This is a genomic window from Rhodococcus sp. GQ147 (assembly GCF_059759155.1).
Map to the genome: position 1 here is coordinate 41,645 of NZ_JCAXDU010000010.1, position 22,639 is coordinate 64,283.

The following is a 22,639-nucleotide window of genomic DNA, read 5'->3' on the forward strand; positions in this document are numbered from 1 at the left end:
CGATTGTTCGGCGCGGCATGTCACAAACGACGTGGCTGTCCGGTCCTAGATGACGTGGGCTCCCCACAGAGCCAACGAACGGATCGGAGAAGCCATGTTCAACACCCGCCCCCGTGTCGTCGTCATCGGCGGTGGATACGCCGGAACGGTCGCCGCCAACCGCATGAGCAGGAAGGCTGCGGTCACCGTCATCAATCCCCGGCCGCACTTCGTCCAACGAACCCGGTTGCACCAGTTCGCGGTCGGCAATCACCATGCGTCCGGCGACTACCGCAAGCTGCTGGCGAAGGGAGTCGACCTTCTGGTCGATACCGTGACCCGCATCGAACCCGGCACGCGCACCGTCCATCTCGCATCCGGCGGAACGGTCGACTACGACTACCTCGTCTACGCCGTCGGAAGTACCGCCACAAGACGGTCCACCGTTCCCGGCGTTGAGGAATTCGCTTTTCCGGTAGCCGAATTCGAGCATGCCGAACGCCTGCAGTACGCGCTGAGCAGCCTCGAACCCGAGGCCGTCATCACAGTCGTCGGTGCCGGTCTCACCGGGCTCGAAACAGCCGGCGAGCTGGCCGAACAGGGACGTCGCGTGCGCCTCGTGTGCAGCGGCATCATCGGTCCGATGCTGTCCGAGAAGGCTCGTGCCGCAACCTACGAACGGCTCGCGGACCTGCAGGTCGAGATCATCGAGAACGCGCGGGTCACCCGCGTCGGACCCGACGGCTTCACGCTCGACGACGACACCGTCCTCGAGAGTGCGATCACCGTGTGGACCGCAGGATTCGGCGTTCCCGAACTGGCTCGGACGAGCGGCTTCAGGACGGATGCACTCGGCCGGATCCTCACCGACGAAACGCTGACCAGCATCGACGACGATCGCGTGATCGCCGCCGGTGACTGCGCGGCGCCGTCGGGAGAGCCGGTGCGGATGGCATGCCAGTCCGCCCTGCCCACCGGCCTGGCTGCGGCCGACACAGTTCTCAGCCGTATCGCCGGAGAGGAGCCCGCGAATCTCGATTTCGGCTTCAACGGCGTCGGTGTGAGCCTGGGCCGACATGTCGGCGTCGTCCAGTTCCACGAACGGGACGACACCCCGAAGGAACAGGCGTATGCCGGTCGAATCGCCTCGACCATCAAGGATCTCGGATTGAAGGCCGCGATGGCCGGTCTTCGGGTCGAGGCCCTACGGCCGGGATCGGTGGGATTCCCCAGGGGCGGCCGACATCCGTCGAAGACCATCGAGGATCTCTCCCGCACGGAGCAACCGATGGCCTAACACCCGCTGAATTCGTCCTCTTTCAGAACCGACAGCACTGGGTCGCCTTCACCGATCGATGCTCCCACCGAGGGAGTCTGGTCGACGACGACCCAGTTCCTGTCCCATACTTGCGCGCGTCCCTGACCGGTTGCGTCGACGCTCGTGGAGTAGAACACGCCGGCGGCCTGGATGGTGTCCTGTGCCGCTTGGAGATCCATGCACACGACATTCGGCATCACCGCGGTGGACGCAGCCACCGCGGCCTGCGTGGTGGAGATCCTCGTCGCGGGAGTGGTTTCCGGAGCGACGGTCCGCGCCTTGGTGGCGGCCGACGTCGTGTACGGCGTGGTGGTCGTCGGTGCGGCAGCGCGAGGCGTGGTACTCACGTCGTCCTTCGTGGGTGAGTCCAGCCCGTCCGAGATGTCGCTGATGATTCCCATGAGGACGAACAGTCCGGCGACGGCAGCGGCGATGATCACTCCGCGGCGGATCCTCGGGGGCTTCGGCGGCTCGGGTGGCGGTGCCATCGCGGCGTGCACATCCCCCGCGAGAAACGCGCGGTGGCCGGCTTCGGCACGTGCGGCGATCGCGTCCTGCTCGGCCTTGATGCGCCTGCGGCGGTCGCGCAGGGGCTTGCCGATCGCGAGATATCCCAGGCCGGCCGCGAATGCCACGAACAGGATCGCGTCGGCCAGGTTGCCGTTGAGTACCTCCACGATCGCCAGCCACAGCGTGATGGCGGCGAACATCCCCGCTACGACGCGCAGGTAGGGGACGACGAACTTCATGTTTCTCCTTCAACCCGACACCGGGGCCCGTGTGCCGCTACTTTCTCGACCGCACACGCGCTGTGCCCTTCTGAACTGGTGTCGGAGTACCACCGGGCGTCGTTACGACGCACGGATGTCGATTTCGGTGGGTTCACCCCCGAAATCCGAGGTCAGATCCACCCAAGTAGGTGGCGTCTCCATGTGACGGTTGACACACCCCATTCGTGAATGTAGCTTCATGAGAAATGAATAGTCATTCACTCGCGGGGAATGGCTGTTCGATCAGGCTCCTACCTGAAGCGATGAAGGGGATCCCATGACCGACTTCGAAGACATCACCTACGAGATCGACGGCGCAGCCGGGATCATCACGATCAACCGACCCGAGCGATACAACGCCTTCCGAGGCAAGACCGTCGAAGAACTGATCAAGGCGTTCCGCTCGGCCTGGGCCGACAGCCGCGTCTCGGCCATCATCCTCACCGGCGCCGGCGAGAAGGCCTTCTGCACCGGTGGCGACGTCAAGCAGCGCGCCGAGACCGGCGACTACGGCCCCACCGAGAGCGGCATGTTCGAGATCGGCTACCTCCACAAGCTCATCCGCGACATCCCCAAGCCGGTCATCGCCGCCGTCAACGGTGTCGCCGTCGGCGGCGGGCACGTCCTGCACGTGCTGTGCGACCTCACGATCGCGTCGGAGAACGCCCGATTCGGCCAGGCCGGACCCAAGGTGGGCTCGTTCGACGCCGGTTTCGGTTCGGCCTTCCTCGCCCGTGTCGTCGGCGAGAAGCGTGCACGAGAGATCTGGTACCTGTGCCGCCAGTACGATGCCGCCACAGCCGAGCGCTGGGGCCTCGTCAACTGGGTTGTCCCACAGGACAAGCTGCTCGACGAGGCCAAGGCCGTCGCCGCCGAGATCGCAGAGAAGAGCCCCACGGCCATCAAGTTCCTCAAGCAGTCCTTCAACGCCGACACCGACCACCAGGCCGGCCTGAGCAACCTCGCGATGTCGGCACTCGACCTGTTCGGCAAGTCCGACGAAGGACTCGAAGGAGCGAAGGCGTTCGCGGAGAAGCGTCCTGCCGACTTCGCGAAGTACGTCAAGGCCTGACCCGAGTTCCCCAGACCCGTAAGGACATCCCATGAGCAACATCGCACTGGTCACCGGCGCCGGATCCGGAATCGGCAAGGCCATCGCTCTCGGTTTCGCCGCGCAGGGTGATCGCGTCGTCGCCGCCGATCTCGACCTCGCAGCCGCCGAAGCCACCGCCAAGGAGTACCCCCAGCTGATCACGGCACTGCCGGTCGACATCTCGGACCGCGCCCAGGTCGACGAGCTCCGCGACCGCACCCATGCCGAAGTGGGCGTGCCCAACGTGATCGTCAACGCCGCCGGCTGGGACCGCACCGACCAGTTCCTGAACGCCACACCGGAGTTCGCCCAGAAGGTCGTCGCGATCAATTATCTCGGCCCGGTGAACATCTGCAGCGCTTTCCTGCCCGGCATCATCGACGCCGGAAACGGCGGTCGCGTGATCAACCTCGCCAGCGATGCAGGTCGCGTCGGCAGCTCCGGCGAATCCATCTACGCGGGTGCGAAGGGCGGCGTCATCGCCCTCACCAAGTCGCTCGCCCGCGAGATGGCCCGGCACAACATCAACGTCAACTGCGTGTGCCCCGGCCCCACCGACACCCCGCTGTTCCAGGCCCAGGAAGAGAAACTCAAAGCTGCTCTCATCAAGACCATTCCGTTCCGGCGGCTCGCGCGACCCGAAGAGGTCGCCGCACCCGTCCTGTTCTTCGCATCCGAGTCCGCATCGTTCATCACGGGCCAGGTGATCAGCGTCAGCGGCGGCCTCACCATGGCCGGCTGACCGACATCCTCAGGGGAGATCGAATCATGAGCGCGTCGTACAACGCCCGGGCCTACCGGGAGTACTTCGAGAACGACTTCACGTATCTCAACGGCTTCCGGCGCAACCTGGGACGGTACGGGAACCGCGTTGCCATCACCGATCCCGACACGGGAACTCGGCTGACCTACGCCGAACTCGGCGAGCGCGTCGACCGAGTCGCCACGGGTCTGGCCGATGCGGGTGTGCAGGCAGGGGATGTCGTCGCCTATCAGCTGTTCAACAGCGTCGAGTTCGCCGAGCTGTATCTCGCCACCCAGGCCGTCGGCGCGGTGGGTTCGCCGATCAACTTCCGGCTCGCCTCCGGCGAAACATCGTTCATCCTCGACAAGTCCGTACCCACGGTCTTCGTCTACGACACCGAGCTCACTCCGATGGTGACGGAGGCGCTGGAACGCTCGGCGCACACACCGAAGGTGATCGTCGCGGTGGGCGCCGGCGATCCGGTCTCCGTTCCCGGCGCCACCGTTGTGCGGTACCGGCACCTGGTGGCCGATCGGGTCGCGCTCCCGCCGCTGCACCGGACGGTGTGGGACGAGACCACTCGCCTCTACACCTCGGGCACCACCGGTATGCCGAAGGGTGTGCCGCTCAACAGCATGATCGAGATCTTCAGCGCGCACGACGTCATCATGCATTTCCCGCTCAGCCCTGAGGACAAGACGCTCAACATGACGCCGTGGTTCCACCGCGGCGGCCTGTACTCCGGAGGGCCCAATCCGGTCTTCTACATCGGCGGAGAAGTGGTGCCGCTGCGCATCTTCGACGCCGACCGCGTCCTCGACCTCGTCGCCGAGCACGGCCTCACCTTCCTCATCGGAGCACCCACCAACCTCGCGATGCTCGCCGCCGCACAGGAGGCCCGTCCGCGCGACCTGTCGTCGCTGCGCGGCATCGTCACGATGGGTGCGCCACTCGAACGCGAAGCGGCACTGCGATACCAGCAGGTCCTCAACCCACGGATCTTCAACGGCTACGGCAGCACCGAAGGGTTCTGGAACACCTTTCTGCGCCCCACCGATCTGCCCGAACATGCCGGCACCGCGGGTCGGGCCTGCACCGACGACGACGTGCGCGTGGTCCACATCTACGAGGACCGACTCGCCCACCACGACGACGTCGTCGCCAAGGACGACGAAGAGGTCGGAGAAGTGATCGTCCGCTCCCCCAAGGGTTCGAACGCCTACTTCGACTCCCCCGACCAGGAGAAGGCCAAGTTCAACAACGGGTGGCTGCACATCGGCGACCTCGCCACGTGGGACACCGGAGAGTTCGTCACCATCGTCGGACGCAAGGACGACATGCTCGTCTGCGGTGGTGAGAACGTCCATCCGGTGCAGGTCGAGGAAGCGCTCAACTCGCATCCGGGTGTGTCCGACTGCCTCGTCGTCGGCGTACCCGACGACCGGTGGGGACGCATCGTCGTCGCGTACATCGTCGCCGGCAGCCCGGACGTCACGGCGGACGTCCTCGACGCGCATTGTCGCGAGCACCCGCTGCTGTCGACCTTCAAGCGACCGCGGGCATATCGCTTTGTCGAGTCACTGCCGGTTTCGGCCACCGGAAAGAAACTGCACTACAAGGCAACCCGAACGGCAGCCGACGAATTCGCCGCAGGGTTGTTCACCGCACCCACCGACTCGAGGATCACACGATGAACGCACGCCTCGAATACGAGACCGAGCACCAGCAGTTCCGGGAGGTCGCTCGCGACTTCGTCCGCGACAAGATCACGCCCGTGCACGAGGACTGGGAGCACGCGAGCTGCCTCGACCGGTCGTTGTTCACCGAAGCCGGCAAGCTCGGACTGCTCGCCTTCTCCGTCGACGAGAAGTACGGCGGACCCGGCGTCGACGATTTCCGCTACAACGCCATCCTCATCGAGGAGGTCAACCGAGCGGGCAACGCCGCGGCCGGCATCGCGTTCTCCCTGCAGAACGACGTGGTGCTGCCCTACCTGACCGAGTTGACCACCGACGAACAGAAGGCACGGTGGCTGCCCGGCGTCGTCAGTGGCGAGACCGTGCTGGGCATCGCCATGACCGAACCCGGCACCGGCAGCGACCTCACCGGTATCCGCACCTCCGCGGTGCGCGACGGCGACCACTACGTCGTCAACGGAGCCAAGACGTTCATCTCCAACGGTCAGAACGGCGACCTGTTCGTCGTCGCGACCCGCACCTCCGACGACCCGCACAAGGGATTGACGCTGCTGGTCGTCGAGGCCGACACCCCCGGCTTCTCCCGCGGACGCAATCTCGAGAAGATCGGTCTGCACGCCCAGGACACCAGCGAGCTGACGTTCACTGACATGCGGGTGCCGGTCGCGAACCGTCTCGGCGACGAAGGCCGCGGCTTCTACCAACTGGTGTACAACCTCCCGCAGGAACGGTTGTCGCTGTCGATCGGTGCGGTCGCCGCCGCCGAGGGCGTCCTTGCGCAGACCCTCGACTACGTCCGCGAGCGGAAGGCGTTCGGGAAGCCGGTGTCGAGCTTCCAGAACACCCAGTTCGTGCTCGCCGAGCTGGCCACCGAGCTCGACATCGCCCGCACCTATCTCGACGACTGCATCGCCGAGCACGTGGCCGGGCAGCTCACCGCGGCCCGCGCCGCCCGTCTGAAGTGGTGGGCCACCGAACTGCAGGTGCGTGTCGCCGATCGGTGCCTGCAACTGCACGGCGGCTACGGCTACATGCGCGAATACGGCGTCGCACGCGCTTTCGTCGACGCCCGCATCCAGACGATCTACGGCGGAACCACCGAGATCATGAAGACGATCGTCGCGAAGGATCTCGGGATCTGACGACCGTCCCAGCTGCACGATTCACACCGCTGAGCACTCGGTACTGTGAATCGGACCGAAAAGCGACGAGGAGCCCCTATGACCACCGACCACGATGCACTTCCCGTGGAAGAGGCCGTGCGGGCAGTTCGTACCAGTTCCCGCCGCAAGCAGGTCCTCGACGCCGCCGTGCAGGTCATGCAGCGCACCGGTTTCCACCAGATGTCGATGCAGGCGCTGGCCGACGAGGCCGGTGTCAGCGTCGGACTGATCTACAAGTACTTCGGCGGCAAGGAGGAAATCCTCCTCGCCACCATCGTCTCGATCCTCGACACCTTCCGCGACCAGATCGAACCTGCGATGGAGGCCGCCGGCGACGACCCGGTCGAACGGCTTGCCGCCGGCATCCGCCGCTACATCGAGATCGTCGACGAGAACCTCGATGCCACCGTCCTCACCTACCGGGAGAGCCGCACGCTCGACGCTGCAGGTCGCGCCCGGATCAAGGAACTGGAGGTCGAGACGTCGGCGCCGCTGCGCTCCGCCCTCGACGACGGCATCGCCGCCGGAATCATGGAGCCCATCGACGTCGATCTGATGGTGTTCGACATCTTGCTCCTCGCCCACGGGTGGGCGCTCAAGCACTGGCACTTCGGAGCCATCTACACCCTCGACGACTACATCCGGCTCCAGACCCGGCTGGTGCTCAACACGACCCTGAAAGCGGCGCGGCGCGGGGAGTACGCGCACTTCCTCCGGTAATCACCACCCTCGACCGCGGACAGCGGAGCGCGAATCGGTCATCGGAGCGCGCTCTTACGCGCTCCGATGACCGATTCGCGCTCCGCTGTCGGGGTCGGTAAGGGCCGAGTCAGCGAGCCGATCCGGACTCGTCTGCACACGCCCGGACGAATCGGGCACACGACTCGATCGACGCGACGGAGACGCTGTGCTCGGGCTGGATCAACGGCCACGTGTGCCCTTGTTCCGCAACAACTTCCAGCGTGCAGGTGACGTTCACGTTCGCGAGCGATTCGGCCAGGCCGAGCGCGTCACCGACCAGCGCCTCGTTGCCGCCGACCTGGATCAGCGTGGGCGGGAATCCCGTGTGGTCGGCCAGCAACGGCGAGGCCAGCGGGTCGCTTGCAGGGGCACCCTGCAGGTAGTCCTCGCGCGCCGACTCCGCCGTCGCCAGCGGGAAGAAGACGTCGGGCGCGGTTTCGTAGAACGGCGACGAGCAGTGCAGGTCGAGCCACGGCGACAACAGCATCAACCCGTCGGGAGTGCGCAGACCACTCGCCTTCGCCGCGACGATCACCGCGGCGGCGAGACCGGCTCCCGCCGAGTCACCGGCGAGGACGATCGGTCCCTCCGCCTCGGCGGTGAGTGCCTCGTAGACCGCGAGGGCGTCGCGCAGACCGGCCGGGAACGGGTTCTCCGGCGCGAGCCGGTACCGCGGCAGGACGACAGTGGCCTCGGCGCCGGCCGCGATCTTCGCCGCGTAGGCGTTGTACGCCTCCGGGCTGCCCATCCGGTATCCGCCCCCGTGCAGATAGAGGATGGTGGCCCGGTCGCCGGCCCGGACGGTCCGGCACGGCACACCCGCGAATTCCGCATCGCCCGCCGTGACCCCGAGCGCGGGGTCGATCTCGGTCGCGGCGAACATCGCGCGGCGTTCCAGCAGCTGCGGGCTCGCCGGCGTACCGGTCCGCTCGGCGGGCAGCGCATCGTGCACTGTCGGCATGTCATCTCCCCTGTGGTGTCTACAAACAGTGGTGTTCTACGAAAGGATGCTCACGAGCGGGCGGTCTCGACGAGCTTGTCCGGATGGCGAGCGGCGATGGTGCGACGGATGCCCTCACGCCAATCCACCGTGCACGGCCCGGTGATGGAGGCACGCAGCGTGGTGTCCGCGATGGATCCGCGCAGCGTTCCCTCGATCGGAGCCACGTCGACGACGGGCTCCACCCCCATCAACTCGCCTGCGTACGCCGCCCACTCCTGCACGCTCACCGGTTCGTCGCCTCCCCAGTTGACGATGAGCGCAGGTGTGGACGCCGCCTCGAGCAGAGCACCGACCTGGGTGTTGATGTCGTCCTCGTAGATCGGGCTGTACATGCACGGATCCCAGCGGGTGGTGATCGGCCGGCCGTCGGCGACGGCGTCGACGTGCATGGCCGGCAGTCCCCCGTTGGGGCCGTACGAGGCGTTCATCCGAGCGATCGTCACCGGGATGCCGAAGGCGCGTGCGGCGAAGCGCGCGGTGGCCTCCTGGCTGATCTTCGACATCGAGTAGGTCGGGGTGTGGGTGCTGTTGCACTCCCCCAGCGGCGACTGCTCGGTGAACACGTACATCGGGTCGTCCTGCGGGCGGTAGACCGAATGGGTCGACATCACGAGGGCGCCCTTGGCGGATCGGCAGTGCTGCAGGAGAAGTCCGGTGCCTTCCGCGTTGGCGCGGATCGCGGCGTCGTAGTCCCATCCCGGAGCCAGGCTCGCTGCCAGATGCACGACGTACGTGAAATCGTCCGGTACACCGTCGAACTCACCGTTGCCGAGATCGCAGGTGACCGGGACGATTCCCACGTCGATCACCCGCTGCCGGTCGTCGGGACGGCTGTACCGCGCCAGTCCCCACACCTCGTTCTCGGCCGCGAGTGTCTTCGCGATCGGGAACGCGATCTGACCGGTCACGCCGGTCACCAGGATCTTCTCACCGCTCAACACGGATCTCACCACAATTCGTCGGTGTACTTGTCCGTACCGACCACGGTCGGGATGAACGGCGAGGCGAAGGTGACGTGACCGGCACCCGAGTTCTCGATGTTCTCGGCGTAGTCGACGATGTGCTGCCAGCTCTCGGCGGGATTGCCCTCGAGGAAGCACATCTGCAGGATGCGCTCGGTGGATCCGCCGTCGTTGCCCATCTTCATCGGTACGTTGTGGTCGGCGGGCCAGGGCTTCATACGCCAGTTGCTCACGAGATCGACGGCACCGGTGGCGAGGAGCTTGTCGACCGGACCGCTGTTGATGGTGTCCAGCGCGGACGCGCGGTCGACGCCCTCGGCCGGCTCGATCATGACGGTGACGAGTCCGCCGTAGTGATGATCGTGTGCGAGCTCGAGCGGGACACCGTCCTCGTGTGCCGAGATGGTCGAGTCCGGCAGGTACTGGCCGGTGTGGACGTGCTCACGCTCGGCGAAACCGCGTCCGGCAGCGTAGAGTTCACCGACCTGCTTCTGGGCCCAGGCGTCGGCGACCTCCGCATCGGGCTCGTGAACCCAGTAGATCGCCAGATACGAACCGTCCTCGGTCCTGGTCGCAACCGGTCCGGTCTCGGGGAAGCGCAGGTCCTTCAGAGCCTTCGTGGCGACCCAACGGCTACCGGCGAACCAACCCGGACCGACCATGCAGCCCGAGTAACGGTGGTCGCGTTCGTACCAGCGGTTGTACTCGACTTCGTGGCCGCGCGACGGATCCACCATGGTGAACAGTGCGTAACCGAGTCGCACCGGAGTCAACGTCATTACTTTCTCCTACTTTCGTGAACCGGACACGCGGGCAGCCGGAAAGGTCGGCTGCCCGCGGTCTGCGCGATTTCTGCCGGTGTGCCGAGGATTCAGCGGGTGATCTCGATGCCGTCGAACCTGTCGTCCTCGCGCCACTTGCGCAGCAGATCGAAGTACTCGTAGCCGGGACCGTACAGGCCGCCGACAAGGGTGCTGCGCTTGTCGTCGAGACGGCCTTCGTTGTTGTACTGGCCGGGGGTGCAGGTCGCGTTCCAGTCCCGGCGCATCTCCGCGTGTTCGGCGATGGTCGCGTTCCAGCCGGCCTCGGCCTCGACGGTCGGCTCGATGGCCCGGATGTCCTCGTTCAGGCACTTCCCGACCATGTAGACCATGTGCCGGGCCTGATTGTCGATGAGGTTGGAGATGTTCGAGACCTGGGTGGACTGGGTGAAGCCCAGGAAGAACAGGTTCGGGAAATCCTTGCTCAGGAAGCCGTGGTAGGTGCTGACACCGTCGGCGAACTTCTTCGACAGCCGGTTGCCGTTGCGGCCGAGCACGTCGTAACCGGCCTTGTCGGTCCAGGCTCGGGCCTGCTGGAAGCCTGTCGCGTAGATGATGAGGTCGACTTCGTATTCGCGGTCGCCGACTACGATCCCCTTCTCGGTGATGCGGTCGATCGGGGTCTCGGCAGTGTCGACGATGTCGACCGAGTCCTTGTTGAAGACCGGGAGGAAGTCGTCGCTGAAGCCCGGTCGCTTGCACATGGTGCGGTAGTAGGTCTTCAGCTTCTCGGCCTTCGCCGGATCCTTGACGATGGCGTCGACCCGGTCGCGGAGCATCTCGTTCCACTCGTAGTCCGAGCGCTCCATCGCGTCCATGTACTGCTCGAGGGTCGGTTCCATACCCCCGGCCTCGTAGATGGCGCGCAGCTGGTACTTCGCGAACTTGATCCAGCCGTCGTCGACGTCGCAGTCGGCCGTGGCGCGGTCCATCGCGCACTTGTCGAAGGAGACACGACGCTCCTTCTGCCACCCCGCCGGCAGGGCCTTGAACCATTCGACATCGGTCGGTGCGTTCTCGCGGGGTGCGATCTGAGTGGGCGTGCGCTGGAAGACGACCAGCGACCTGGCATGCTCGGCCAGGTGCGGGATGGCCTGGATGCCGGTGGCGCCGGTGCCGATGATGGCAACGCGCTTGTCGCGGAGCCCGGTCAGGTTTCCGGTGATGTCGCCGCCGGTGTATTCGTAGTCCCAGCGGCTGGTGTGGAAGCTGTGGCCGGCGAAGGTCTCGATGCCGGGGATGCGGGGCAACTGGGGGCGGCTGAACAAGCCGCTCTGGGTGGAGACGAAGCGCGCGCGGAATTCGTCGCCGCCGTCCGTACGCACCGTCCACCGCGCGGTGTCCTCGTCCCATTCCATCTCGGTGACCCGGGTCTGGAACAGGGCGTGCTCGTACAGACCGAACTGCCGGCACAGCGACTTGGTGTACTCGAAGATCTCACTGCCGCGGGTGTACCGCTCGGTGGGGACGTAGCCCGTCTCCTCGAGGTACGGCAGGTAGATGTACGACTCGACGTCGCAGCGCACGCCCGGATAGCGATTCCAGTACCAGGCGCCGCCGAAATCACCTGCGACATCAAGAATTTTGAAGTTCGTGACGCCGATCTTCTTCAGCTCGATGGCAGTGCTGATACCCATGAATCCGGCGCCTATGACGAGCATGTCGAGCTCGGCGGTCTCGGGGGCCGTGGTGCGCGGTCCGTCGACGTAGGGGTCGGCATCGAAGGAGGCGAACTTGCCTTCGAAATCGATGGCCTGGACCTTGTCCGCGCCGGTGAGCGGCAGGCGCTTGTCGCGCTCTTCGGCGTACTTATTGCGGAACCATTCGAGGTCGTCGACCTTGCGCTTGGGTTCCCAGAGGTGTGGATCGCGTGTGGTGTCGGGGGCGGTCATGAAAGTCCTTTGGTCGTGACTACGTCGGGATGTGCGGTCCGGCGATGGAGGAGGTTCGTCGGCCGTGACGCATTCAGCGATGTATCGAGGGGAAGCCGTGATCCGGCGCAGGTCCGGTCACCAGGGGGTACCGGCAGGGATGTGCATGAGCTCGACGCGGTTGCCGTCGGGGTCGGCGACGAACACGAACTGCGGTGCGGTCGGATCGCTCAGACCGGCGCGGGTCTCCGGCACCAGGGTGCCGCCGAATTCGCACAGCGCGTCGGCTGCGGCGTCGATGTCGTCCGCGAAGAACGACAGGTGGGTCATGCCCAGATGGTTACGCCGGGTGGGAGGGGTGCCGATCACGCCGGGCTGCCGGTAGGACAGCAGTTCGATGCGCAGGCCGTCTTTCTCCAGGAAGGACGAGGTGAGGCTGCACGGTGCATCCACTTCGGGGATCTGCTCGTCGATGTCGTATTCCATGATCTTGGTGAAACCCATTCCGTCGCAGTAGAAGCGAAGACTCTTGGCGAGATCGGAGACACACAGTCCGACGTGGGAGGTGCGGTAGGTGTGTACGGCAGCTTCGGTGTTCGCAGTCATCCGGGGGTCCTGTTCGTGTGAGGGGGTTCGGTCAGCCGACGGCGACGGGGGTGACCGGGCTCGCCGTGCCGCCGGTGATCTTCAGCGCGCCGATGGTCAGCAGGAACTCGTAGCACCGGTCTGCGGCGAGTTCCGCGAGGTTCATGTTCTCGACCAGGTAGATGCCGTGCTCGACGAGCAGGATGATGTGTCCACCGAGGTAGACGTCCTGGTCGAAGGGGATGGGCTCGATCGCGGCGTTGTCGGAACCGACCAGCGCGACGTCCTTCTCGGCGAGGAAGGCGGCAGCTTCGAGGCCGATGCCCGGCTGCGGCATCATCTCGCCCTGGTTGACCAGGTAGTCCTCGAGCCATCCGGTGCGGATGAGCACCAGGTCGCCGGTCTGCAGTTCGACACCCTGGTCGTCCAACGCCTTCTGCAGGTCGTCGACGGTGATGACGTAGCCGGGCTCGAGCAGGTCGACACCCTTCGACGCCGCGACGTCGATGAGGACGCCGCGGCCGGCGATGCCGCCGACCTTGTCGATGCTGCACTTGGCCGCACCCGAGTACGGGGTGACCTGGTCGGCGGGGTAGCCGTTGTAGATCTTGTTCTCGGAGTACACATGGCACAGCGCGTCCATGTGCGTCGAGGTGTGCGACGGCATGACGAGCTGGTCCTCGTTGGCACCGACGCCGGGGACACCACCGTTGGCGAGGGCCATCGCCTCGTCCTGATGGTTGGTGAGGGTGAGGCGCTGCGGGATGCCGCGGTATTCGAGGTTCGGCACGCCCGATCGCTGGATCGGAATGCTGAGACTGTAGGTCTTGCCCGTCTTGGGCAGGCGGAGGGCGGCGAGGACCCGCTCCGGCGTGAGGTGGTTGAGGGCGCCCAGCTCGTCCGCTTCGCCCCAACGGCCCCAGTTCGACTTACGCGTGCTCAACATCGACTCCTCAACATCAGGTCCTCGGTAACGAGGTGCAGGGGTGGTTGTCGGTCGTTTTCGGGATATGCCGGACGACGAGCGAATCGGATTCGTGAACGACGACATCTATCCGTACGACTTGTGACCGGACTCACTGTAGCCATCGGCTACGTTTGCGTCAACAACTCCGCCGAATTTTCGATTGCCTTCGATCCGGTCCGGAAAATACCGATCACCTCGGCGGGCGGGCCCGCGAAATCGCGACGGCAGGTGAGCATTTAGGAACCCGACGGTTTCGTGCGGTGGAATCTTTCCGTTGACAATGTCGGATCGGTGTGAGCACGTCGGACCTGCCGGGGGGGACGACCGGCGTCAACCCGCCAGCGGCCGGAGGATCTGCTCTCCGAATCCCGCGACGAATTCCGACGCGGCTTCGACCGATCTGGCGTCGGCATGCACACACAGGTGCGTGACACCGACCTTCGCCAATTCGTCGGAGCGTTCGACGAACCGCATCACGGAGTGGGAGTCGGTGACATCGACCGGTGGAGCCTCCACCTGGATCGAGATCTGCGCCGGGTCCCGGCCGGCACGGAGCAGTTCGTCCCGCACGCGCCCCACGGCGCGACGCAGGCCGTCGACGCCCGTCATCGATGCCGTCCGAACGGAGGAGGTCATCTCCTCGGACCCGACGACCGGGCACCACCCCTCCCCCGCCGTCACCACCCGCCGGATCGCCGCACGACTGTTCCCACCGATCCACAGCGGTGGATGCGGTTGCTGCACAGGACCGTACAGACGCATCTGTCCCGTCCCGCCGAAACCGTCGCCGGTCACCGGCGTGGACGGCGACATCCAGATACGGCGCAGGGCGTCGATCGCTTCGTCGAACAGTGCGGCGCGGTCGTCGAAGTTCACGCCCAGTGCTGCGAACTCCGACCGCAGGTATCCCGCCCCTACCCCGACGACCAGGCGTCCCCCGGACAGCAGATCCAAGGTCGTCAACGCCTTGGCGGCGAGATACGGATTGCGGAAGGGCAACACGTAGAGGTTGGTCATCAACTTCAGCGACGTGGTGGCCGCAGCCGCATACGCCAGCGCAACCGCAGGCTCGAAGCTGTCGTGTCCGCCGGCGTCGAACCACTTCGCAGACGGTGCCGGATGATCGGCGAGACACAGTGCCTCGAAACCGTGATCCTCTGCGCCCCTGGCGATCCGGGCGAGCACGGCGCCCTCGCGGAAGCAGGGCTCCGCACCCGCGACGTCGCCGGGATACTCCAGAGTGAACTTCACTTCGGAGGAGAGTGCGTTACTGCGCGTCGGTGAAGTCGTAGTGCGACTCGTCCGGCTTCTCGCACAGCTCGTAGTACTTCTCGCCGTTCCACGGCGCGTTCATCTGCAGCCGACCGAACTCGTTGACGTAGTAGTTCTTCTCCATCGCCGAGTTCGGCATCAGGTAGATGAGCTTCTTGGCCTCTTCGTGCAACTGCTCGTTGTACTCGTCGAAGGCGTCCTTGCGGATGACCATCGACGCCCGGCCCTTCTCGAGCATCCCCACGATGCACTCGGCGATGTAGCCGGTCCAGACCTCGAACCACACCGGCAGACCCGCACCGCTGGCCACCGGCTGCGAGTTGGGGCCGTACAGCATGAACATGTTCGGGAAGCCGGGCACCGTCATGCCGAGGTGCGCCTGCGCACCCTGCGCGGTCCACACGTCCTCGAGGGTCACACCTCCGAGGCCGAAGTACTGTGTCGGCCAGATGTACTTCTCGGTCTGGAAACCGACCGCGGCGATGACGAGTTCCGTCTCGCGGGCCTCCCCGTCGGAGGTGACGATCGCCGTGTCGGTCATCCGCGCGATAGGGGTCGTGACGAGTTCGACGTTGTTTCTGGTCAGAGAGGCGTACCAGTTGTTGTCGACCACCGGACGTCTCGTCATCGGCGGGTAGTCCGGGACCAGCTTGTCGATGAGATCCTGTCGGCCGTCGACCTGTGCCGAAATGTAGCCGACCAGGATCTCGCGCAGCATGTCGTTGCGCTTGCTGATCTGCCCCCCGTTCGCGATCCACTCCGCGTCCGGCATGAGCACGTTGCGCAGGTCGATGGTGGCCAGGCCGGCGACGTACTTGTTCCAGTTCCAATAGAACGGCATCTTCTGGATCAGCCACTGCAGTTCGTCGGAGATCGGCACGCCGTAATTGGTTCGCGGCGAGATCCACTGCGGTGTGCGCTGATACACCGTCACGGATTCGGCCTTCTCGGCGATCTTCGACAGCAACTGCACACCCGTCGAGCCGTTGCCGATCACGGCGACCTTCTTGCCGGCGTACTCGACGTCCTCGTTCCACCGGGCGGTGTGCACGATCTGACCGGTGAAGTCGGAGACTCCCTCCACCGAGAGTTCACGCGGCGTCGCGAACACACCGCTGGCGGCGACGACAACGTTCGCCTCGACCTCGGTGACGGACTCCTCGCCCTGCACGGTCAGTGTCCAGCGCTGCGTCGGTTCGTCGAAGCGGGCTTGGGTGATGTCGGAGCCGAACCGGATGTGCTCGTACACACCGTACTTGTGCGCCACGTGGTCGATGTACGCGCGCACGTCGGACTGTCGGGCGAAATACTCGGTCCACGGGTACTTCTTCTCGAAGGCGTACTCGTAGGTGAAGCTCACCGTGTCGACGCGTACGTCGGGATAGGTGTTGATGCTCCACACCCCGCCGACCTCGACGCGACGCTCGTAGATCGTGAACGGGACGCCGAGATTCGCCAGCTGCACACCCATGGCGATACCGGCGAAGCCGGCACCGACGATCGCGACGTGGTAGCCCTCCGGAATCACCTTCTCCCCGTGCCATTGTGCCTGATAGGGCAGATCGGAGAAGGCCGGGAGCTTGTGCCGCATGATCAGATCGTCGGGTCCGAGAGTGCGGGCTTCCGCCATCTCGAGCAGCTCGACGATCTCGTCCCGCGACGGGACCGGCAGCGCCGACTCGTCCGGCTCCGAGAGCAGGTATTCGACGGCCTTCGCCCGGATGAGCGCGGTGTCCTCGTCGGAGAACACGATCGCGTCCGTCGTCGGGCCGAAGACGCGTTCGGGGGTGATCGCGGCGATCTCCGCGTCGCGGGTCGCCTGGTACAGCGCCATCCGCAACGCATTGGTGTCGGCGCACTCGACGGCGCGCTCTATGAAGCTACGTCCTGGCATGGGAACTTCCAATTCTCGGATTCGGGGGCGGGCACGGGGGCCGTGTCAGTCGACGGCCGCGCCGGACAGTGCCCGCTGGTCGATGACGGACTGCCGGAGGTGCTGCTTGCGGATCTTCATCGTCGGGGTCTTCGGCATCTCCGAGACGATCACGACGTCCTCGGGGAACTTCGCCGGCGAGATACCGGCCTCCCGGCAGTACGTACGGATGTCGTCGACGTCGAGATCGGCTGCACCGTCGTGCAGTTGCAGTACAGCGCAGATGCGCTCACCCGACCGGTCGTCGGGCAGGCCGATGACGGCGACGTCCGCGACCGCGGAATGCGCCGCGAGCACCTCTTCGATCTCGGTGGGGCTGATCGATTCTCCCTTGCGGATGATCAGGTCCTTCTCCCGACCGACGAGGACCAGGTGACCCTCCTCCTCGAGCTTTCCGGTGTCGCCGGTGAACATCCAGCCGTCGGCATCGAAGGGACGGATGATCTCGCCGTCGGCGCGGTACTCCTTGAACAGCATCGGGCCCCGCAGCCACACTCGACCCACCTCGCCGGTGGGCAGCACGTCGTCCTCCTCGGTACGGATCTGCACCTCGCAGCCCAGAACGGGGCGTCCGGAGGTGGTGGCCAGTTGCTCGATGCTGTCGCTCATCCGGGCCGAGGTGATCATCGGGCACTCGGTCATCCCGTAGGCGTGCAGGATCGGGATGCCCACCTCGGCGAGTACGTCCCGAAACAACTTCTCCGGCATGGGCGCTCCGCCACCGGCCAGCATGCGCAGGGTAGGAACCACCCGCGTGCCCGGATCCTTCCGCTGTTCCTCGAGCAGCAGGGCGTAGTGCGGGGTCGAGCCACCGGTGATGGTCACGCCCGCACGACGCATCAGGTCCACGGCGGCACGCGGCTCGTAGACCTCCATGAGCGTCAGTGACATGCCGGTGGTCAGCGAGGCGATCAGCAGGTCGGGGCCGCCGATGTGCGCGTACGGGAAGAAGATGGTGCCGACGTCCTCGGCCGAAGCACCGATCGCATCGGCCAGGGAGACGCCGCCTGCGATGAGTGTGCCGTCCGTGTGGCAGACACCCTTGGGCGCCGACGTCGTTCCGGAGGTCGTGTAGATCCAGCGCACCTCGTCCCGGCCGACCGGCGCGGGGGGAAGGCCGGTCGGGTCGCCGTCGGGCAGCTCGGAGGAGACGATCAGCAGGTTCAGGCGGTCACCGCTCGCCGCACGCAGCTCCTCGGCCATGGCGCCGTGGTCGAAGCCGCGGAACTCTCCCAGGGTGATCAGCCATTCCGACTCGCACTGGGCGACCATCGCCCCGACCTCGCGTGCCCGGTAGAGCGGGATGATCGGGTTCTGGGTCACGCCGAGACGCGACAGCGCCAGGCTGAGCACGACGGTCTCGATGCGGGTGGGCAGCTGCCAGCTCACCGTGGAGCCGGGTTCGATCCCGCGGGCCAGCAGGCCGGCCGCGACGCGTTCGGCCACGGAGACGACCTCGGCGAAGGTCATGCGGCGATCGTGCTCGTCGATGAGGGCGACGGCGTCGCCGGTGGTCTCGGCCCGCAGGGCCAGCAGATCCCACAGGGAGACTGCGTCGTTCGGCGCGATGTCCGAGTTCACGAGTTCTCCTCCTTCGTCTTCGAGGAAAGCGGGCCGGGCGTCAGGAGCGGATATCCGGTGCGCAACAGGGCATTCGCGTGCCCGTGCCAGTGGATGTCGAAGGCCGACTGCAGGGCTGCCTGCTGACCCATGATGTCGAGGGTCTGATTGACGGCACGCTTGGCGGTGGCCAGTCCCCACGGGTCCATCTGCGCGATCTCCCGCGCGAGGTCCATGGTCTGCGTGTCGAGTTCGTCGAGCGGGACGACGCGGTTCACCATGCCGGCGTCGAACGCCTCGGCCGCGGTGAGCTTCCGGGCGGTGAACAGCATCTCCTTGGCGCGACGGGCACCGAGTTCCCAAGTGTGCACGTGGTATTCGACGCCACCGACACCGAACTTCACGACGGGGTCGCTGAAATAGGTGTTGTCGGCCGCGACGATCAGGTCGCAGGGCCAGATGACGTTGAGAGCCCCTGCGACGCAGGCACCCTGGACCGCCGCGATCGACGGCTTCGGCACGTCGCGCCACTTGCGGGAGAAACCGAGGTAGTGTTCGGTCTCCCACCCGTAGGCGCTCTCGAGGGTCGTCTTACCCTCCTTGAAGTATCCCGGGGCCACGGTCTTCAGGTCGTGGCCGGCGGAGAAGTTGTCGCCGTTGGCACGCACGACGATCACCTTGACGTCGTCGTCGCGGGCGGCCTCCTGCCAGCGGGCGTCGAGGTCCTGCAACAGCGATGCGTCCTGCGCGTTGTGCTGGTCCGGACGGTTCAGGCTGATGACGGCGACGGCGTCGTCGACGCGGTAGTCGATGTAGCTCATCGGCCGGTCCCGGTGTAGATGCGGTCGAGAGCATCGACGATATCCGCGTCGTTGCGTGCGGCAGAACCGAAATCGAACTGCCAGCGCTTGGCGGCGTCGGTGAACAGGTGCACGTTCGACTCGATCATGTATCCGATGCCGGCGTGGACCTCGTGCGCCGAGTGGACGACCTCCTGCGCGGCCCTCGCCGCCTGCTTGCGCATCAGACCGATGTGCGGCTGCACATCGAGACCGGCGTCGAGGGCGGTAGCCGCCGACCGGGCGTGCACCGAGGTGAAGTGCGCAGCAATCGCGAGGTCGGTGCACAGGTACTGCACCGCCTGGAAGCGTCCGATCGGACCACCGAACTGGTGCCGCTGCTGCGCGTACAGCACGGTGATGTCGAGCAGCTTCAGTCCGGCGCCGTAGAGCTGTGCCGCGCGCAACACCGCTGCGCGCTGCTCTGCGACCTCGACGGCACGGTCGGCGTCGGCGCCGCGGGCCAGCACGGCACCGTCGGCCACCGGCACCTTGTCGAAGGTCACCGCGAACATCGGGTACCCGCCCATGTTCGGCATCGCCTCGACAGCGGTTGCGAAGCTCGCCTCCACCACGGCCACAACGCTTTCCGCACCGGGTGCGTACACGAGGAAGCTGTCGGCGTCGCCCGCGTGGTCCACGGCCAGCGCGACCCCGTCGAGCGTGCCGTTCTCGTAGGTCACCGCCGAACCCCACTCGGGAGACGGGAATACCGGGACCACCACGACCTTACCGTTGCCGATGCGCTTGGCGAGGCCAGTCGCCTCGTCGGTGCCGATCACCAGCGCGGTGTCGCGGGACATCGTCAGTTCGAGCAGCGGAGTGGCGGCCAGCGTCCGTCCCGCCTCGACGAAGATGCCGGCGATCGTCGCGAGCGACGGGCTGTCGGCGTCGGCGCCGGTCGGGTCACCGAGCTGCAGCCAGCCGAGTTCGGCGAACTGCACGACCTGGTCCGCGAACGGAACCGTGTTGGATCGGTCCTCGAGCGGCGAGTACCGCGCGAACACCGACTTGCTCACATCTGCGAGGGCAGCGAAGTCCTCGCCCCATGCCAATTCCATCTTCAGCTCCTATCGGGGCAGGCCGAGGCCCCGCGTCGCGAGCACCATCCGCTTGAGTTGGGACGTTCCTCCGGCGTGGTTGGCGAAGGACTGCCGGTACCACGCCTCGGGCTTTCCGTTGAGGGGGGCGTACGACGATCCCGACCGCAGCTGGCTGGTCGGGCCGAGCACCCGGTCGTAGATCTGCGCGAACAACGGTTCGTACTCCTTGGCGGCGACCTGCTGGACGCCACCGCCCCATGGGGTCTGGCGACCGTGCGCGTTGTCGCCGATGATCTCGTAGGCGAGCAGACGCTGGGTCTGGACGATGCCGGCGAGTTCGGCCAGGTCGGCCTTCACGTGCGGGTCGTCGAGCTTGCCGGGGATCGCCTTGCAGTACTCGAGCAGGTCGCGCAGCCGCGCTTCCTGCATCGCGTAGATCGGTTCGACGGTTCCCGACGCGTAGAAGGCACGCATGATGTACTGCCAGCCCTTGCCCTCCTCACCGATCAGCGAGGACGCCGGCACGCGAACGTGGTCGAGGAAGGTGCTGGACTGGACGCCGCCGCCGTAGTTGCGCATCGGGTGCAGGGTGACGCCGGGGCTGTTCAGGTCGACGACGAAGATGCTGACGCCGGCGCTCAGGCTCGCCTCGGGGTCGGTGCGGGCGGCCACGTACAGCACGTCCGACATCGGTCCCCAGGAGGTGAATGCCTTCTCGCCGGTGATGACCCAGTCGTCGCCGTCCTTGACGGCCTTGGTCCGCAGGGAGCCGAGGTCGGAACCGGCACCTGGTTCGGTCAGGCCCTCGGCCCAGAGGGTGCGCATGTTGGCGATGTCGGGCAGCAGCCGCTTCTTCTGTTCCTCGGTGCCACCCACCAGGATGGTGCCGGCGGCAAGGAAGATGCCGACAGAGTTGATCAGCGGCGCGTCGGCCGCGTACAGCTCCTCGAGGAAGATCTGATTGAAGATCGGGGTCAACCCCTTGCCGCCGTACTCCTTCGGCCAGGTCAGGCCGATCCATCCCTTGGCGGCGATCTTCTTGCTGAATTCGACGGCGATCGCCCACTGTTCGGGGGCGTCGTCGAATTCGGGATTGAAAGCATGCTCTTTCGGCAACTCGGCGTCGAGGAACTCGCGGATCTCGGCGCGCCAGGCCTCGTGTTCTGCTGTCAGTGTCGGTCTCATGAGCCGTTGTCCACCTGGAATTCGTCGGTGCCTGCGGTCTGCTCGGCGGCGCCGTGGCCGAGGTGGCCTTCGGGGTAGAAGCGGCGAGCCCACTGGCGGATGTCGCGGAAACCTGCGGCCTCGGCGGTCGCCAGGCCCGGCGGTTCGGTGTAGCGCTGGTGTTCCCATATCGCGATGTCGGCCTCGAGCTGGCCGATGGCATTGCGCTGTCGCTTCGCCACTCGCGCGTCGCCCTGGCCGTCCTCCTTGCTCGCCCACGCGGAGAAGCGCACGATCGAGCGCTCGTCGTCGACGGGGGTCACCGCGGTCAACGAGCAGATGGCGCCGACGCCGTCGGCGTACGAGAAGCCCAGTCCCAGACCGAGGAGCGACGCCCTGGTCCGGCCCTCGACGAGTTCGAATGCCCCGTCGGCGCCGCGACGCTTGAAGTTCAGCGCCAGTTCGGTCTTGAAGTCGTACTCGCCGAACTCGCGGTGGACGACGGTCGGGATCTCGTCGGCGCGGTGGACGTACTTGAAGTGCGCGAAGTCGACGCCGTTCTCTGCGGCGTACTGCGGGTGGATCGGCAACTCGGCCGATTCGAAGCGGCCGGCCTCCCCCGGCTCGTGGTAGTCGCTCGCCGAACCGCAGTTCGGAAAGAGGTCGAAGATGCTGGGCACGTCGTACAGGGGGTCGCGTCCCTCGACGTCGTGCCAGATGTACATGATCCCGTCGCGCTCGACGGTCGACCAGGTACCGATCCTGCGAACCCGGTTCGTGGCCTTCTGGTACGGGATGCAGGTGTTGCGACCTTCCGGGCTCCACTGCCAGCCGTGGAAGGGACATTGGATGTCGTCGCCGGCCACCGTGCCACCGTGGCCCATGTGGGCGCCGAGGTGCTCGCAGTATGCGTTCAGAACCACCAGGCGACCGCTCTGGGTGCGATAGGCGACGAGATCCTGACCGAAGTAACGCAGCGGCTTCACATCGCCGATCTCGAGGTCGGCGGACCAACCGATCTGGAACCACCCCGTCGGCTTCATCGATAACGCCATGGGCGACACTTCATCCTCCTGAACTGTTGCAACAGAGGCACTTTCGGCACCTGCGCAG

Annotated in this window: 20 protein-coding genes; 6 read left to right on the forward strand and 14 right to left on the reverse strand. The window is 66.0% G+C overall.

Features of this window, described 5'->3' with window-relative positions:
• The first annotated feature begins 94 nt into the window (after nt 1-94).
• Nucleotides 95-1,276 carry an NAD(P)/FAD-dependent oxidoreductase gene (locus AC6CID_RS13150; protein ID WP_432677136.1) on the forward strand — a complete coding sequence of 394 codons (1,182 nt, stop codon included), beginning with the start codon at nt 95-97 and terminating at the stop codon, nt 1,274-1,276.
• Here the strand turns inward: AC6CID_RS13150 and AC6CID_RS13155 are convergent.
• Nucleotides 1,273-2,046, reverse strand: coding sequence for a PASTA domain-containing protein (locus AC6CID_RS13155; protein ID WP_432677138.1), 774 nt, complete (start codon nt 2,044-2,046; stop codon nt 1,273-1,275). The genes AC6CID_RS13150 and AC6CID_RS13155 overlap by 4 nt on opposite strands.
• A 298-nt stretch (nt 2,047-2,344) precedes the next feature.
• On the opposite strand from AC6CID_RS13155, the gene AC6CID_RS13160 reads away from it, so the two are divergent.
• The 5 genes from AC6CID_RS13160 to AC6CID_RS13180 all read left to right on the forward strand — a co-directional run bounded on the left by AC6CID_RS13160 (nt 2,345) and on the right by AC6CID_RS13180 (nt 7,485).
• Nucleotides 2,345-3,139 (forward strand): enoyl-CoA hydratase-related protein, encoded by a 795-nt coding sequence (locus tag AC6CID_RS13160; protein ID WP_016694125.1) that lies wholly within the window; start codon nt 2,345-2,347, stop codon nt 3,137-3,139.
• Nucleotides 3,140-3,170: 31 nt separating this feature from the next.
• Nucleotides 3,171-3,902: an SDR family NAD(P)-dependent oxidoreductase gene (locus AC6CID_RS13165; RefSeq protein WP_465862723.1), complete on the forward strand. Its 732-nt coding sequence runs from the start codon at nt 3,171-3,173 to the stop codon at nt 3,900-3,902.
• A 26-nt stretch (nt 3,903-3,928) separates the two neighbouring features.
• Nucleotides 3,929-5,599: a class I adenylate-forming enzyme family protein gene (locus AC6CID_RS13170; protein WP_465862721.1), complete on the forward strand. Its 1,671-nt coding sequence runs from the start codon at nt 3,929-3,931 to the stop codon at nt 5,597-5,599.
• Complete coding sequence (locus AC6CID_RS13175) at nt 5,596-6,744, forward strand: acyl-CoA dehydrogenase family protein (protein ID WP_498354055.1); 1,149 nt, start codon at nt 5,596-5,598, stop codon at nt 6,742-6,744. Before AC6CID_RS13170 ends, AC6CID_RS13175 begins: the two co-directional genes overlap by 4 nt.
• A 78-nt stretch (nt 6,745-6,822) precedes the next feature.
• Entirely contained in the window at nt 6,823-7,485 is a 663-nt protein-coding gene (locus tag AC6CID_RS13180) for a TetR/AcrR family transcriptional regulator (protein ID WP_159417299.1), read from the forward strand.
• A 109-nt stretch (nt 7,486-7,594) separates the two neighbouring features.
• On the opposite strand, the gene AC6CID_RS13185 is transcribed toward AC6CID_RS13180, so the two are convergent.
• The 13 genes from AC6CID_RS13185 to AC6CID_RS13245 form a co-directional block, all read right to left on the reverse strand.
• On the reverse strand, nt 7,595-8,467 hold the full coding sequence (locus tag AC6CID_RS13185; protein WP_268654779.1) for an alpha/beta hydrolase fold domain-containing protein: 873 nt from the start codon (nt 8,465-8,467) through the stop codon (nt 7,595-7,597).
• A gap of 50 nt (nt 8,468-8,517) precedes the next feature.
• On the reverse strand, nt 8,518-9,450 hold the full coding sequence (locus tag AC6CID_RS13190; protein WP_465862712.1) for an NAD-dependent epimerase/dehydratase family protein: 933 nt from the start codon (nt 9,448-9,450) through the stop codon (nt 8,518-8,520).
• Nucleotides 9,451-9,455: 5 nt separating this feature from the next.
• The gene (locus AC6CID_RS13195) at nt 9,456-10,250 is read right to left on the reverse strand and encodes a hypothetical protein (protein ID WP_268654781.1); all 795 of its coding nucleotides are present in this window, start codon (nt 10,248-10,250) and stop codon (nt 9,456-9,458) included.
• A 92-nt stretch (nt 10,251-10,342) separates the two neighbouring features.
• The gene (locus tag AC6CID_RS13200) at nt 10,343-12,184 is read right to left on the reverse strand and encodes a flavin-containing monooxygenase (RefSeq protein ID WP_268654782.1); all 1,842 of its coding nucleotides are present in this window, start codon (nt 12,182-12,184) and stop codon (nt 10,343-10,345) included.
• Nucleotides 12,185-12,301: 117 nt separating this feature from the next.
• Nucleotides 12,302-12,769 (reverse strand): VOC family protein, encoded by a 468-nt coding sequence (locus AC6CID_RS13205; RefSeq protein ID WP_465862709.1) that lies wholly within the window; start codon nt 12,767-12,769, stop codon nt 12,302-12,304.
• A 31-nt stretch (nt 12,770-12,800) separates the two neighbouring features.
• Nucleotides 12,801-13,694, reverse strand: a complete 894-nt coding sequence (locus tag AC6CID_RS13210; RefSeq protein ID WP_498354056.1) for a cyclase family protein — start codon at nt 13,692-13,694, stop codon at nt 12,801-12,803.
• A 351-nt stretch (nt 13,695-14,045) separates the two neighbouring features.
• Complete coding sequence (locus AC6CID_RS13215) at nt 14,046-14,966, reverse strand: TIGR03619 family F420-dependent LLM class oxidoreductase (protein WP_277370481.1); 921 nt, start codon at nt 14,964-14,966, stop codon at nt 14,046-14,048.
• Nucleotides 14,967-14,982: 16 nt separating this feature from the next.
• Nucleotides 14,983-16,881: a flavin-containing monooxygenase gene (locus AC6CID_RS13220; RefSeq protein ID WP_268654784.1), complete on the reverse strand. Its 1,899-nt coding sequence runs from the start codon at nt 16,879-16,881 to the stop codon at nt 14,983-14,985.
• 45 nt (nt 16,882-16,926) lie between these two features.
• Nucleotides 16,927-18,501 (reverse strand): class I adenylate-forming enzyme family protein, encoded by a 1,575-nt coding sequence (locus tag AC6CID_RS13225; RefSeq protein ID WP_498354057.1) that lies wholly within the window; start codon nt 18,499-18,501, stop codon nt 16,927-16,929.
• A complete protein-coding gene (locus AC6CID_RS13230; RefSeq protein WP_268654786.1) occupies nt 18,498-19,301 on the reverse strand; it encodes an enoyl-CoA hydratase in 804 nt (267 codons plus the stop codon). Before AC6CID_RS13230 ends, AC6CID_RS13225 begins: the two co-directional genes overlap by 4 nt.
• Nucleotides 19,298-20,380 carry an acyl-CoA dehydrogenase family protein gene (locus AC6CID_RS13235; protein WP_498354058.1) on the reverse strand — a complete coding sequence of 361 codons (1,083 nt, stop codon included), beginning with the start codon at nt 20,378-20,380 and terminating at the stop codon, nt 19,298-19,300. The genes AC6CID_RS13230 and AC6CID_RS13235 overlap by 4 nt, the downstream gene beginning before the upstream one ends.
• A gap of 9 nt (nt 20,381-20,389) precedes the next feature.
• Nucleotides 20,390-21,547, reverse strand: coding sequence for an acyl-CoA dehydrogenase family protein (locus AC6CID_RS13240; RefSeq protein ID WP_277370484.1), 1,158 nt, complete (start codon nt 21,545-21,547; stop codon nt 20,390-20,392).
• Nucleotides 21,544-22,581 (reverse strand): Rieske 2Fe-2S domain-containing protein, encoded by a 1,038-nt coding sequence (locus AC6CID_RS13245; RefSeq protein ID WP_277370485.1) that lies wholly within the window; start codon nt 22,579-22,581, stop codon nt 21,544-21,546. The genes AC6CID_RS13240 and AC6CID_RS13245 overlap by 4 nt, the downstream gene beginning before the upstream one ends.
• Between the last annotated feature and the right edge of the window lie 58 nt (nt 22,582-22,639).

Bases quoted from the DNA above. Each gene is read 5' to 3' on its own strand.
- AC6CID_RS13230 (WP_268654786.1), bottom strand. From the start codon at position 19,301: ATGAGCTACATCGACTACCGCGTCGACGACGCCGTCGCCGTCATCAGC.
- AC6CID_RS13240 (WP_277370484.1), bottom strand. From the start codon at position 21,547: ATGAGACCGACACTGACAGCAGAACACGAGGCCTGGCGCGCCGAGATC.
- AC6CID_RS13180 (WP_159417299.1), top strand. From the start codon at position 6,823: ATGACCACCGACCACGATGCACTTCCCGTGGAAGAGGCCGTGCGGGCA.
- AC6CID_RS13175 (WP_498354055.1), top strand. From the start codon at position 5,596: ATGAACGCACGCCTCGAATACGAGACCGAGCACCAGCAGTTCCGGGAG.
- AC6CID_RS13160 (WP_016694125.1), top strand. From the start codon at position 2,345: ATGACCGACTTCGAAGACATCACCTACGAGATCGACGGCGCAGCCGGG.
- AC6CID_RS13235 (WP_498354058.1), bottom strand. From the start codon at position 20,380: ATGGAATTGGCATGGGGCGAGGACTTCGCTGCCCTCGCAGATGTGAGC.
- AC6CID_RS13150 (WP_432677136.1), top strand. From the start codon at position 95: ATGTTCAACACCCGCCCCCGTGTCGTCGTCATCGGCGGTGGATACGCC.
- AC6CID_RS13165 (WP_465862723.1), top strand. From the start codon at position 3,171: ATGAGCAACATCGCACTGGTCACCGGCGCCGGATCCGGAATCGGCAAG.
- AC6CID_RS13205 (WP_465862709.1), bottom strand. From the start codon at position 12,769: ATGACTGCGAACACCGAAGCTGCCGTACACACCTACCGCACCTCCCAC.
- AC6CID_RS13195 (WP_268654781.1), bottom strand. From the start codon at position 10,250: ATGACGTTGACTCCGGTGCGACTCGGTTACGCACTGTTCACCATGGTG.
- AC6CID_RS13220 (WP_268654784.1), bottom strand. From the start codon at position 16,881: ATGCCAGGACGTAGCTTCATAGAGCGCGCCGTCGAGTGCGCCGACACC.
- AC6CID_RS13155 (WP_432677138.1), bottom strand. From the start codon at position 2,046: ATGAAGTTCGTCGTCCCCTACCTGCGCGTCGTAGCGGGGATGTTCGCC.
- AC6CID_RS13210 (WP_498354056.1), bottom strand. From the start codon at position 13,694: ATGTTGAGCACGCGTAAGTCGAACTGGGGCCGTTGGGGCGAAGCGGAC.
- AC6CID_RS13245 (WP_277370485.1), bottom strand. From the start codon at position 22,581: ATGGCGTTATCGATGAAGCCGACGGGGTGGTTCCAGATCGGTTGGTCC.
- AC6CID_RS13185 (WP_268654779.1), bottom strand. From the start codon at position 8,467: ATGCCGACAGTGCACGATGCGCTGCCCGCCGAGCGGACCGGTACGCCG.
- AC6CID_RS13200 (WP_268654782.1), bottom strand. From the start codon at position 12,184: ATGACCGCCCCCGACACCACACGCGATCCACACCTCTGGGAACCCAAG.
- AC6CID_RS13170 (WP_465862721.1), top strand. From the start codon at position 3,929: ATGAGCGCGTCGTACAACGCCCGGGCCTACCGGGAGTACTTCGAGAAC.